Origin of the sequence: Rugamonas apoptosis, assembly GCF_014042355.1 — a bacterium.
In the GTDB taxonomy this organism is placed as follows: Bacteria; Pseudomonadota; Gammaproteobacteria; order Burkholderiales; family Burkholderiaceae_D; genus Rugamonas; species Rugamonas apoptosis.
Genome location: NZ_JACEZU010000008.1, coordinates 211633 through 224080 on the forward strand (window position 1 = coordinate 211633; position 12448 = coordinate 224080).

General features: G+C 61.2%; 12 protein-coding genes and 2 tRNA genes. 3 read left to right on the forward strand and 11 right to left on the reverse strand.

The features are described from left to right. Window positions 1–55: 55 nt before the first annotated feature. From rplT to H3H39_RS17260, 9 genes are all read right to left on the reverse strand, one after another. Window positions 56–415, reverse strand: coding sequence for a 50S ribosomal protein L20 (gene rplT / locus H3H39_RS17220; RefSeq protein WP_182154762.1), 360 nt, complete (start codon window positions 413–415; stop codon window positions 56–58). Between the two features lie 25 nt (window positions 416–440). Next, on the reverse strand, window positions 441–638 hold the full coding sequence (gene rpmI, locus H3H39_RS17225; RefSeq protein ID WP_057262756.1) for a 50S ribosomal protein L35: 198 nt from the start codon (window positions 636–638) through the stop codon (window positions 441–443). 210 nt (window positions 639–848) lie between these two features. Continuing rightward, window positions 849–1370 (reverse strand): translation initiation factor IF-3, encoded by a 522-nt coding sequence (gene infC / locus H3H39_RS17230; RefSeq protein ID WP_182155046.1) that lies wholly within the window; start codon window positions 1368–1370, stop codon window positions 849–851. 50 nt (window positions 1371–1420) lie between these two features. Further along, entirely contained in the window at window positions 1421–3328 is a 1908-nt protein-coding gene (gene thrS, locus H3H39_RS17235; protein ID WP_182154764.1) for a threonine--tRNA ligase, read from the reverse strand. Between the two features lie 197 nt (window positions 3329–3525). Continuing rightward, window positions 3526–3602, reverse strand: a tRNA-Val gene (locus tag H3H39_RS17240). A gap of 57 nt (window positions 3603–3659) precedes the next feature. Continuing rightward, a tRNA-Val gene (locus H3H39_RS17245) sits at window positions 3660–3736 on the reverse strand. A 93-nt stretch (window positions 3737–3829) separates the two neighbouring features. Further along, the gene (locus H3H39_RS17250) at window positions 3830–6076 is read right to left on the reverse strand and encodes a RelA/SpoT family protein (RefSeq protein WP_182154766.1); all 2247 of its coding nucleotides are present in this window, start codon (window positions 6074–6076) and stop codon (window positions 3830–3832) included. 7 nt (window positions 6077–6083) lie between these two features. Further along, window positions 6084–6434, reverse strand: a complete 351-nt coding sequence (locus tag H3H39_RS17255) for a RidA family protein (RefSeq protein WP_182154767.1) — start codon at window positions 6432–6434, stop codon at window positions 6084–6086. 32 nt (window positions 6435–6466) lie between these two features. Further along, window positions 6467–7348 (reverse strand): alpha/beta fold hydrolase, encoded by an 882-nt coding sequence (locus tag H3H39_RS17260; protein WP_182154769.1) that lies wholly within the window; start codon window positions 7346–7348, stop codon window positions 6467–6469. A gap of 169 nt (window positions 7349–7517) precedes the next feature. On the opposite strand from H3H39_RS17260, the gene H3H39_RS17265 reads away from it, so the two are divergent. Together H3H39_RS17265 and H3H39_RS17270 are read left to right on the forward strand one after the other, a co-directional pair. Then, on the forward strand, window positions 7518–8312 hold the full coding sequence (locus H3H39_RS17265) for a 3-hydroxybutyrate dehydrogenase (protein ID WP_220461586.1): 795 nt from the start codon (window positions 7518–7520) through the stop codon (window positions 8310–8312). A gap of 376 nt (window positions 8313–8688) precedes the next feature. Further along, on the forward strand, window positions 8689–9996 hold the full coding sequence (locus H3H39_RS17270; protein ID WP_182154771.1) for a dicarboxylate/amino acid:cation symporter: 1308 nt from the start codon (window positions 8689–8691) through the stop codon (window positions 9994–9996). A 345-nt stretch (window positions 9997–10341) separates the two neighbouring features. Here H3H39_RS17270 and H3H39_RS17275 read toward each other — a convergent pair whose 3' ends face one another. Both H3H39_RS17275 and H3H39_RS17280 read right to left on the reverse strand, forming a co-directional pair. After that, complete coding sequence (locus tag H3H39_RS17275) at window positions 10342–10992, reverse strand: CoA transferase subunit B (protein ID WP_182154773.1); 651 nt, start codon at window positions 10990–10992, stop codon at window positions 10342–10344. Between the two features lie 33 nt (window positions 10993–11025). Further along, window positions 11026–11721: a CoA transferase subunit A gene (locus tag H3H39_RS17280; protein WP_182154775.1), complete on the reverse strand. Its 696-nt coding sequence runs from the start codon at window positions 11719–11721 to the stop codon at window positions 11026–11028. 161 nt (window positions 11722–11882) lie between these two features. On the opposite strand from H3H39_RS17280, the gene H3H39_RS17285 reads away from it, so the two are divergent. Next, window positions 11883–12446 carry a PAS and helix-turn-helix domain-containing protein gene (locus H3H39_RS17285; RefSeq protein ID WP_182154777.1) on the forward strand — a complete coding sequence of 188 codons (564 nt, stop codon included), beginning with the start codon at window positions 11883–11885 and terminating at the stop codon, window positions 12444–12446. Window positions 12447–12448 lie beyond the last annotated feature (2 nt).

The window sequence follows — 12448 nt, forward strand, 5'->3', positions numbered from 1 at the left end:
CCTCTGCCCCGTTCTTTTGTCGCCACCCCTGGGGTGGCGCAGACAAAATCAATGCTTACGCAGCGATTTTTGCTTTCACAACGTTGACAATCGCAGCGAAGGCTGGCTTGTCCATCACAGCCATGTCGGCCAGGACTTTACGGTCCAGTTCGATCGAAGCTTTCTTCAGACCGTTCATGAACACGCTGTACGTCACGCCATGCTCACGGGAAGCGGCGTTGATACGAGCGATCCACAGGCGGCGGAAGACGCGCTTCTTGTTACGACGGTCGCGGTAGGCGTACTGGCCAGCGCGCATCACTGCTTGCTTGGCAATACGGTATACCTTGCTGCGACGACCGCGGTAACCCTTGGCCAGATTCAGTACTTTTTTATGACGGGCACGCGCAGTAACCCCACGTTTTACTCGAGGCATATTAGCTCCTTAAATGAGTGTGAGATTAAGCGGATGGCATCATACGCAGTACGGACGTCACGTCCGAAGCGTTGATGTTACGGGTGCCGCGCAGCTGACGCTTGTTTTTGGTGGTCTTCTTGGTCAGGATGTGACGCTTGAACGCCATACCCGATTTAACAGTACCACCTGGACGCACGCGAAAACGTTTTTTCGCGGAGCTTTTGGTCTTCATTTTTGGCATAGCAATCTGTCCTCTTACGGACAGCTCCATATCAACAGGATTGCAGGTGGCAACACTACGCTGCGCTTAGATGCCTGCTTTCACTTGTTAGTGCAGCGGATGCGAGTCCACTACATTACAACAGCCGGCCATTATAGACCAACTGCCGCAATCGTGCACGCAAATTGCAACCGGCGCCCGATGGGGCGCCGGCTGGCAAGCTACGGCGTGTTATTTCTTCTTCTTGGGAGACAGCACCATGATCATCTGACGGCCTTCCATCTTCGGGAACTGCTCGACCTGGCCGAACGGTTCCAGGTCCGCCTTCAGACGTTCCAGCATGCGGAAGCCAATATCCTGGTGCGCCATTTCACGGCCGCGGAAACGCAGCGTGATCTTGGTCTTGTCGCCTTCCTCGAGGAATTTGACGAGGTTGCGCAGCTTGATATTGTAATCGCCGTCATCGGTGCCGGGACGGAATTTGACTTCCTTCACCGAGATGACTTTCTGCTTCAATTTCGCTTCGTGAGCCTTCTTCTGCTCCGAATACTTGAATTTGCCGTAGTCCATCAAACGGCATACTGGCGGTTGCGCCGTCGGCGCGATTTCCACCAGGTCGACGTTTGCCTCTTCCGCCAGGCGGAAGGCTTCGGCCAAAGTCACGATACCGAGAGGCTCGTTATCGACCCCGCTTAAACGCATTTCAGGGGCAGTGATTTCGCCATTGATGCGATGCGACTTGTCAGTAGCTATGGTGTTTCCTTTTAATGTCTGATAGTTCGGCCGCGCTGCGAGTTACCTCGTCAGGCTTTGTTTGCGACATCTTGCTGGAGTCGTTCCACCAGGGCATCGACGGACATGACACCCAGGTCGACGTTGCCCCGTGCCCGCACGGCCACGGTATGGGCATCCCGCTCTTTATCGCCGACTACAAGGATGTAGGGCAGTTTTTGGACGGAATGTTCGCGTATTTTATACGTTATCTTCTCGTTCCGCAAATCGGTCTGCACCCGGAACCCGCACCGGCGCAGCTTTTCAGCCACTTCCTGCACATATTCCGCTTGCGAATCGGAGATGTTCAACACCGACACTTGCACCGGCGCCAGCCACATCGGCAAGGCACCCGCGTAGTTCTCGATCAGGATGCCGATGAAGCGCTCCATCGAGCCGACGATGGCCCGGTGCAGCATCACGGGCACCTGGCGGCTGTTGTCGGCGGCCACGTATTCAGCCCCCAGGCGCTCGGGCATGAAGAAGTCGACCTGCATGGTGCCGACCTGCCATGGACGGCCCAGCGAATCCTTCAGGTGGTATTCGATTTTCGGGCCGTAGAAGGCGCCCTCGCCCGGCAGCTCGGTCCAGGTCACGCCGCAGGCGCGCAGACCGGAGCGCAGCGCGTCTTCCGCCTCGTTCCACACTTCGTCGGTGCCGATGCGGTTGTCGGGACGCAGCGCCAGTTTCACTTCGATGTTCTCGAAGTGGAAGTCCTTGTAGACTTCCATCGCCTGCGTGTGGAAAGCCACCACTTCCGGCTCGATCTGCTCTTCCGTGCAGAAGATGTGGCCATCATCCTGGGTAAAGCCGCGCACGCGCATGATGCCGTGCAGCGCGCCGGACGGCTCGTTGCGGTGGCACTGGCCGAACTCGCCGTAACGCAGCGGCAGGTCGCGGTAACTGCGCATATTGCTGTTGAAGATCTGCACGTGGCCAGGGCAGTTCATCGGCTTCAGCGCATACGAGCGGTTTTCCGATTCCGTCACGAACATGTTTTCGCGGTAGTTATCCCAGTGGCCGGTCTTGCCCCACAGGCTGGAATCGAGAATCTGCGGCGCCTTCACTTCCTGATAGCCGTTGACCTGGTATTTGTTGCGCATGTATTGCTCGACCTGCTGCCAGATGGTCCAGCCTTTCGGATGCCAGAACACCAGGCCCGGCGCCTCATCCTGGAAGTGGAAGAAGTCCAGCTGCTTGCCCAGTTTGCGGTGGTCGCGTTTTTCCGCCTCTTCCAGCGCGAACAGGTACTGCTCCTGGTCTTCCTTCTTGGTCCAGGCCGTGCCGTACACGCGCTGCAGCATTTCATTCTTGGAGTCGCCGCGCCAGTAGGCACCGGCCAGCTTCATCAGCTTGAACACTTTCAGCTTGCCCGTCGATGGCACGTGCGGGCCGCGGCACAAGTCGGTGAACTTGCCTTCCGTGTACAGCGACACTTCCTGGTCGGCAGGAATGGCCGCGATCAGCTCGGCCTTGTACGCTTCGCCGATGGACTTGAAATAGGCGATGGCTTCGTCGCGCGGCAGCACCTTGCGGGTTACGGGCTCATCCTTCTTGGCCAGCTCGGCCATTTTCTTTTCGATCGCCACCAGGTCGTCCGGCGTGAACGGGCGCTTGTACGAGAAATCGTAGTAGAAGCCGTTGTCGATCACAGGACCGATGGTCACTTGCGCGTCCGGGAACAGCTCCTTGACAGCGTAAGCCAGCAAGTGGGCGGTCGAGTGGCGGATCACTTCCAGGCCATCCGCATCCTTGTCCGTGACGATGGCCAGGTCGGCGTCTTTTTCAATCAGGAAGGACGTATCGACCAGCTTGCCGTCCACCTTGCCGGCCAGCGCGGCCTTGGCCAGGCCAGTACCGATGCTGGCCGCCACTTGGGCTACGGTGACAGGGCCGTCGAATTGACGGGCCGAACCATCTGGGAGGCGGACTGAAAGCATATTGATCTCCAAAGCGGCTTGCGCCGAAAAATACTGCAAAAATAATAACTGTAAAAACACGGACGAAAAAAAACGCGGACTAGCCGCGTTTTTTCTTTTTTCGAGCAAAAGAATCCCGTTCGACTAGCGTCACTCCCAATACTTGGTCGTAGTTCGCGGTGTCATAACCGGATTGCCTTTCTCGCTCTTACATGTTCTGGTGGGCGGTGCAGAATTCGAATCTGCGACCCCTTGGATGTCGACCAAGTATTCTAACCAGCTGAACTAACCGCCCGTTGTACTGCAATCTTACCTACTGCGCTTACCTCTTTACTGCCTGCTACAAGTGTTCTGGTGGGCGGTGCAGAATTCGAATCTGCGACCCCTTGGATGTCGACCAAGTATTCTAACCAGCTGAACTAACCGCCCGAAGACCAGCATTATAGAGAGCCATCGGCAGAATGACAAGGGCTTTCAATTGGAAATATTTATTGAAAGCACTATCCCGCACGATGGCCCATTTTACGCCCGGCGCGCCTCCAGCACCCCGCTCACTTCCGTGATCGACAACAGCGCCTTCTGCAATTGCGCCGTGGAGCCGATTTCGGCCGTGAAGGTCATGCGGGCCTGGCCCTTGGCGGACTGGGTGTTGACGCCGATCACGTTGATCTTCTCGCGCGAGAAAATCTCGGAAATGTCGCGCAGCAGGCCCTGGCGGTCGCCGGCCAGGATGAAGACATCGACCGGGTACACCGTATCCCGCTCAGCCCGCCCCCATTCCGTAAAGATCACCCGCTCCGGCGCCTTGGCGCGCATCTCGGCGAAATTCTTGCAAGTGGCGCGGTGGATCGATACGCCCTTGCCGCGCGTAACGAAGCCAACGATGCCATCCGGCGGCGCCGGCTTGCAGCACTTGGCCAGTTGCGTCATCAAGCCTTCCGTGCCCACCACCAGCACGCCCGACTTGGCGCCCTGCTCCACGCTCGACGCACGGCTCTTGCCCAGTACCACGGCGTCTTCCGGCGCGGCCGGCTCGACCTGGTCGTGCAACGCCGCTTCCACGTGACGCAGGCTGAACAAGTCCTTGCCGACCGAGAGGAACAGGTCGTCCACCTTGGCGAAGCCCAGCTTCTGCGCCAGCGCCTCCAGGTTGACGGCCGTCTTGCCTTCCCGCTGCAAGGACTTCTCCACCAGCGCGCGGCCGTTGGACAGGGTTTCCTGGATATCGATGGCGTGGAACCAGGCCCGGATCTTGGAGCGCGTGCGGCTGCTGACCGTGTAATCCACGTTGAGCCAGTCGCGCGACGGACCGGCCGTGCCGGGCGCACCCTTGGCCGTGATGATCTCGCACGTCTGCCCGTTCCTGAGCGGCGTATTGAGCGGCACCATCACGCCATCCACGCGGGCGCCGCGGCAACGGTGGCCCACATCGCTGTGCAAATGGTAGGCGAAGTCGATCGGGGTGGCGCCCACCGGCAGCTCCAGCACCCGCGCCTGCGGCGTAAGCACGAAGATGCGGTCGTCCAGCGCCGCCGCCTTGAGTTTTTCCACCCATTCGCGCTGGGTTTCCTCCTGGCCAACGACGGCGTCGGCCACGTCGGTCTTCCACGCCAGCAGTTGGCGCAGCCAGGCGATCTTCTCGTCGTACTTCTGGCCGGCGAAGTTGGAACCGCCCTCCTCCTTGTAGCGCCAGTGGGCCGCCACGCCGTATTCGGCGAAGTTATGCATTTCCTGGGTCCGGATCTGCACTTCCAGCGGCCGGCCATCCTCGGCCGTCACCACCGTGTGCAGCGACTGGTAGCCGTTGGGCTTGGGACGGGAAATGTAGTCGTCGAACTCTTTCGGAATCGGGGTCCAGATGTTGTGCACCACGCCCAGCACCGTGTAGCACGTCTTGACGTCGGCCACGATCACGCGGAACGCGCGCACGTCGTACAGGTCGCTGAAATCGAGCTCCTTGCCGCGCATCTTGTTCCAGATACTATAGATGTGCTTGGGCCGGCCGAACACTTCAGCCTGGATGCCGGCGGCCGCCATTTCCGACTGCAAACGGGCGATGGCCGAGGTGACGAAGCCTTCGCGCATCATGCGCTTTTCTTCCAGCATTTTGGCGATGCGCTTGTACATTTCCGGCTCGATGAAGCGGAACGACAAGTCCTCCAGCTCCCACTTGAGCTGCCAGATACCGAGCCGGTTGGCCAGCGGCGCGTACAGGTCCAGCGTCTCGCGGCCGTAGGCGCGGGTGACGTCGTTGAACAGCTTGATATCGGCGAAGTAGCGCAAGGTGGTCACGCACGAGGCCAGGCGCACCAGCACCACGCGCATGTCGCTGGCCATGGCCAGCAGCATCTTGCGCAGCGTTTCCACCTGGGCCACGGCCTGCTGGGCCGCGTTCTTGCCCCGGCCGCCCGTGTCCTTCTGGCCGCGCGTCAATTCGCGCAGGCGGATCAGCTGGCGCACGCCCGACACCAGGTCGCACACTTCCTTGCCGAAGCGCGGTTCGATGGTGGGCGCCTGAGCGGGGTCGAGCAAGGTCAGCTCGAACATCAGGCCGGCGATGCGGGTTTCCGCATCCGTGCGCAGGAACGCCAGGGTGCCGGCCACGCCGACGGAGAATTCAAAGGCCGGCTGGCCACTGCTGCACAGCCGGTCGCCATAGGCCGCGCTGGCCATGTCGAGGGCGGCCAGCACGCGCGCGCCATCCTCGGCCGACAGGCCTTGCACCACCTGTTCCGACGTTGCGCTATTGAGCGCCGCGATAGAAACCATGGGCGGCCTAACGCACAGCAGCGACGACGACCACTTCCACCAGCCAGGCCGGGTCGGCCAGCTGCGCCTGCACGGTGGCGCGCGGCGGCGTGTGGCCATGGGGCACCCAGGCGTCCCACTCCTCGTTCATGCCGGCGAAATTGGCCAGGTCGGACAGGTAGATCTGGCAGCTCAGGATGCAGCTCTTGTCGCTGCCCGCCTCGCCCAGCAGGCGGTCAACGTGGCCCAGCACTTCGCGCATCTGGCCGTTGATGTCCTGCGTCTTGTCTTCCGCGATCTGGCCAGCCAGGTAGACGGTGTTGTTGTGGATCGCCACTTCGGACAGGCGCTTGCCCACATGCAGTCGTTTGATTTCCATACTCGTGTTCTCGTTCGTGTTGCTGTTGCAGTTTATGTGTTCAGTAAGAATTGCTTGACGATGGCGATCTGGTCGTCGTGCACGAAAGTGGGCGCATGGCCCACGCCGGGCACTTCCACCAGCGTGGCGCGGGGACCGCGCTGCGTCATGGTGTCGGCCGTGGCACGCGACAGCAGGTCGGACTCGCCGCCGCGGATCAGCAGCGTGGGACAGGTGATGGCGTCGTAGGACCGCCACAGCGCAGCCTGGTCGGCCGCCACGGATTCGGGCGTGGCGGCGCGGAACGGCTGGGCCAGGCCCATATCGTAATGGCGCACCCACATGCCGTCCTTATCCTGGCGCAATACGTCGGCCGCCAGTTTATGCCACTCGGCATCCGTATGCGGGCCGAAGGTGAGCGACACGTCGCGGATGAAACGGGCGCCTTCCTCGAAGGTCGGAAAGCGCAAGTCCTGGCCGATATAGTCGCCGATGCGCTGCAAGGCCGGCGCTTCCAGCGACGGGCCGATGTCGTTCAGGATCAGGCGGCCGATGGGGTTGCCCGGCAGCGAAGCCAGGCCCAGGCCGATCAGGCCGCCCATCGAGGTGCCGAACCAGTCCACGCGCTGCTGCTCATGATTGGCCAGCACGCGCGCCAGCAGCGTGACCATGTCGCTCACGTACTGGGGAATCACGTACAGATTGGGATTGCGCAGGCGGCCCGAACGGCCGCGACCCACCACGTCGGGGCAGATCACGCGATAGTCGGCGGCCAGCGCGCGCGCCATGACGTCGAAATCGTCGGCCACCCGGGTCACGCCATGCACGCACACCAGCACGTTCGGATTGTCCGCCGCGCCCCATTCCTTGTACGCCATATGATGCAGGCCGGCCATGGACAGGCACTGGACAGACCGTATTTTTGCTTCGAACATGCCACTTCCTTGTCAAACGCGGATTCGTTTCCAAATACCGCAGGTGGATTTTTATGTAATGATGACGGGTGATCACATTTTACCGGGCGTTGCGCGAAAAATCTTACCGCAGTGTAGCGCAGCATGCTCCAGACCACCAACCCGCGCACTTTTTATCACAGAGGACATCATGGCAAGCACTATTCTGGCAGGCAAAACCGCACTGGTCACCGGCTCCACCTCCGGCATCGGCCTGGGCATGGCGCGCGCGCTGGCCGCTGAAGGCGCCAACATCGTATTCAACGGCTTCGGCGACGCCGCCGAGATCGACAAACTGCAGGCCGACGTGGCCCGCGAATTCCAGGTCAAGACGGCCTATCACAACGCCGACATGTCCAAGCCGGCCGAAATCGAAGCCATGATGAAGTTCGCGGCCGACAAGTTCGGCGCCGTGGATGTGCTGGTTAACAACGCCGGCATCCAGTACGTGGCCAGCGTGGAGGAGTTCCCGGTCGAGAAATGGGACGCCATCATCGCCATCAACCTGACCTCGGCCTTCCACACCACCCGCCTGGCGCTGCCCGGCATGCGGGCCAAAAACTGGGGCCGCATCATCAACCTGGCTTCGGTGCACGGCCTGGTCGGGTCGGAACAGAAATCGGCCTATGTGGCGGCCAAGCACGGCCTGCTGGGCCTGACCAAGGTGACGGCGCTGGAAACGGCCACCACGGGCGTGACGGCCAACGCTATCTGCCCCGGCTGGGTGTTGACGCCGCTGGTGCAAAAGCAGGTCGACGCGCGCGCCGCCAAGGATGGCCTGAGCAACGACGACGCCAAACGCGCGCTGCTGGCCGACAAGCAGCCGTCCGGTGAATTCGTCACCCCCGAGGAACTGGGCGCGATGGCCGTGTTCCTGTGCAGCGACGCGGCGCGCCAGGTGCGGGGCGCGACCTGGAATATGGACGGCGGCTGGGTGGCCCAGTAAGGAGACTGCTTCAAAAAGGCCGCAGCTTCGTTGCGGCTCCTCGCCGTGCAGGCGCACTGTCTTCGTCACCGCGCCTCGCTGCGCCCATTTTGAAACAGTCTCAGGCCAAAAAGGCCGCAGCTTCGTTGTGGCTCCTCGCCGTGCAGGCGCACTGTCTTCGTCACCGCGCCTCGCCGCGCCCATTTTGAAACAGTCTTAACCCCAAAAAGGCCGCAGCTTCGTTGCGGCTCCTCGCGCGGCGGGCGGCCGTGGCGGATTCGCCACAGCCCGCCCCGCCCCAGTTATCACTGGGATGATTTGCGGTTAACCACAATAGTGATAACTGTGCCTTTCATCCATTATGGGACCCTCAAATTACCCGCCACGAGGAGTCACCGTGAAAAAGCCGTTTTATAAAATACTATACGTGCAGGTGTTGTTTGCGATCGCCTGCGGCGTGTTGCTGGGTTATTTCCTGCCCGCCAACGCGGTCGCCATGAAGCCGCTGGGAGATGGCTTCATCAAGCTGATCAAAATGATCATCGCCCCGGTGATCTTCTGCACCGTCGTGTCCGGGATCGCCGGCATGCAAGACATCAAGAAAGTGGGCCGCGTGGGCGGCAAGGCGCTGCTGTACTTTGAAGTGGTGTCCACCTTCGCGCTGGTGATCGGCCTGTTCGTGGCCAACATCCTGCGCCCCGGCGCCGGCTTTAACGCCGACCCCGCCACGCTCGACACCAAGGCCATCGCGGAATTCACCACCAAGGCCAAGTCGCAGTCGACCATCGACTTCATCATGAACATCATCCCCAACACGCTGGTGGACGCGTTCGCCAAGGGCGAGATCCTGCAAGTGCTGCTGGTGGCCATCCTGTTCGGTTTCGCGCTGTCCATCATGGGCGAAAAAGGCAAGCCGGTGACCCGTTTGATCGATGAAATCGCCACCGCCATCTTCGGCATGGTCAACATCATCATGAAAGTCGCACCGATCGGCGCGTTCGGCGCCATGGCCTTCACCATCGGCAAATACGGCATCGCCTCGCTGCTGCCGCTGGCCAAACTGATGGGTTCGTTCTACCTGACCTGCGGCCTGTTCGTGTTCATCGTGCTGGGCACGGTGGCCAAGCTGACCGGCTTCTCCATTGGCCGCTTCATCCTCTACATCAAGGAAGAACTGCTGATCGTGCTGGGCACCAGCTCGTCGGAAAGCGCCCTGCCCTCGCTGATGAGCAAGCTGGAAAAACTAGGTTGCTCCAAGTCCGTGGTCGGCCTGGTAGTCCCCACCGGCTACTCGTTCAACCTGGATGGCACCAACATCTACATGACGATGGCGGCCCTGTTCGTGGCCCAGGCCACCAACACCGATTTAACCCTGGGCCAGGAACTGACCATCCTGGGCGTAGCCATGCTGACCTCGAAAGGCGCGTCCGGCATCACCGGCGCCGGCTTCATCACGCTGGCCGCCACGCTGGCCGTGGTGCCCACCATCCCCGTGGCCGGCATGGCCCTGATCCTGGGCATCGACCGCTTCATGAGCGAATGCCGCGCCCTGACCAACTTCGTGGGCAATGGCGTGGCCGCCGTGGTGGTATCGAACTGGGAAAAAGAACTGGACCATGACCGCCTGAAAGCGGAGCTGGCCCACCCGGGCTCGGCCTCCTACCCCGCCTACGGCGAGGATAGCGTGAAAGCCGCCCAGCACTAAATCCGCCGCCCCGCTTCAACACGGCCCCGCACTAAGCAGTCCGGGGCCGTTGCTTTATGCAAAATTCGGTGTCAGGTCTGTCATTCGGACACGAAGACGACACCTTTGCGTTCAATCAATCGGTGTCGATTCAGTCGTGGTAAGCGGCCGCCCATTGAGCCTGCTTAGACAATCGAAAGATTAGAAGCTCACACCATGAGATGGATCAAAGATGTGCGCCGACTGTCCGAATGACAGACCTGACACCGACTCTTGACGCCGACTCGCCAGAGGTCCGCCGCGAGCGACCAAAAACAAAACGGCGCGCCCGCAGGCACGCCGTTCCATCTATTACGACCGGACCGTTTACACGGCCGACATATCCAGTTCCACGCCGGTGGCGGCTTGCACCTGTTCCTTGGTGACGCCAGGCGCCAGTTCGGTCAGCTTCAAGCCCTTGCCGGTCACTTCCATCACGCCCAGGTCGGTGATGATCAAGTCCACCACGCCCACGCCCGTCAACGGCAAGTCACACTGCTTGAGCAGCTTGTGCGAGGTGCTGCCATCCTTGGCTGTGGCCACATGTTCCATCAGCACGACGACCCGCTTGACGCCAGCCACCAGGTCCATCGCGCCGCCCATGCCCTTGACCATTTTGCCTGGAATCATCCAGTTGGCCAGGTCGCCATGCTCGGACACTTGCATCGCGCCCAGGATGGCCAGGTTGATCTTGCCGCCGCGGATCATGCCGAACGAGTCGGCCGAGCTGAAGTAGGCGGCGCCGGGCAAGGCCGTCACGGTCTGCTTGCCGGCGTTGATCAGGTCGGCGTCCACGTCCGCGTCGGTCGGGAACGGGCCGATGCCCAGCAAGCCGTTTTCCGACTGCAGGAATACTTCGATATCGCTGGGCACATAGTTAGCGACCAAGGTCGGCAAGCCGATGCCCAGGTTCACATAAAATCCATCCTGCAATTCCTTCGCCGCGCGCGCGGCCATTTCGTCACGAGTCCATGCCATAGTAATCTCCGTCTTGTTGTGGTGGCGCGCGCCTCAGGCGCGCACGGTGCGCTGTTCGATGCGCTTTTCCGGCGTCGCGTTGACGACGATGCGGTGCACGAAGATGCTGGGCAGATGCACCTGGTCCGGGTCGATCTCGCCCGTCTCCACCAGTTGTTCCACTTCCACCACGGTGATCTTGCCGGCCATGGCCACGTTGGGGTTGAAGTTGCGGGCCGTCTTGCGGAAGATCAGGTTGCCGGCCTTGTCAGCCTTCCACGCCTTGACCAGCGACACGTCGGCCACCAGGCTGCGTTCCATCACATAGGCTTCGCCGTCGAATTCACGGATTTCCTTGCCTTCGGCCACGATCGTGCCCACGCCCGTCTTGGTGAAAAAGGCCGGGATGCCGGCGCCGCCGGCGCGCAGCTTTTCAGCCAGCGTGCCCTGGGGCGTGAATTCCAGTTCCAGTTCGCCGGCCAGGTACTGGCGCGCGAATTCCTTGTTCTCGCCCACGTAGGACGAAATCATCTTGCGGATCTGGCGCGTCTCCAGCAACTGGCCCAGGCCGAAGCCATCCACGCCGGCGTTGTTGGAAATGGCCGTCAAGCCTTTCACGCCGGAATCGCGCAGCGCGCCGATCAGGGCTTCGGGTATGCCGCACAGGCCGAAGCCGCCGACGGCGATGGTTTGACCATCCTGGACGATACCGGCCAGGGCGGCGGCCGCATCGGGATAAACTTTATTCATACGTGTCCCTTTTCTTTTGATAAGCTGTGTCGCTCGCTGTAGTGTGCGAAGAGCGTATGGAGCATAGAATACGCCCTGCAAAAGCACAATACCGTAGAACTACCGGCGCGCCGTGTTCCTTTTTACGCTGTTTGGATGTCACCCGAGTTGATCCGCCCCACATGAACGTACCGCCCGCCATCGATTACGAAACGATCTTCCTGCATGCGCCGGTTGGCATGTGTATTTCCGAAAACCGCGTGATCCAGGCTTGCAACGAAGCGCTGGCCGCCATGTTCGGCTATCCGCGCGCGGCGCTGCAGGGTTTGTCGTTCCGCGCCCTGTATCCGACCATGGATGAATTCCTGCGCACGGGCGACCGCATCATCCCCATCATGAACGCCAAGGGGCGCTATTCGGACGAGCGCATCATGCGCCGCGCCAACGATGAATTGTTCTGGTGCCACGTCACGGGCCATGCGCTCAAGGCCAACGAGCCGCTGGGGCCGGGCATCTGGACATTCGAGGATGTCAGTGAGAAGCGGCCCGTGACGGCCGAGCTGACGGCGCGCGAGCGGGAAATCGCAGCCCTGCTGGTCGAAGGCAAGACCAGCAAGGTGATCGCGCGCCAGGTGGACCTCAGCCCGCGCACGGTGGAAATGCACCGCGCCAAGCTGATGCGCAAGTTCGGCGCCGCCACCTCGTCCGAACTGGTGCACAAGCTGGTGGGCCTGCGCCAAAGCTGACT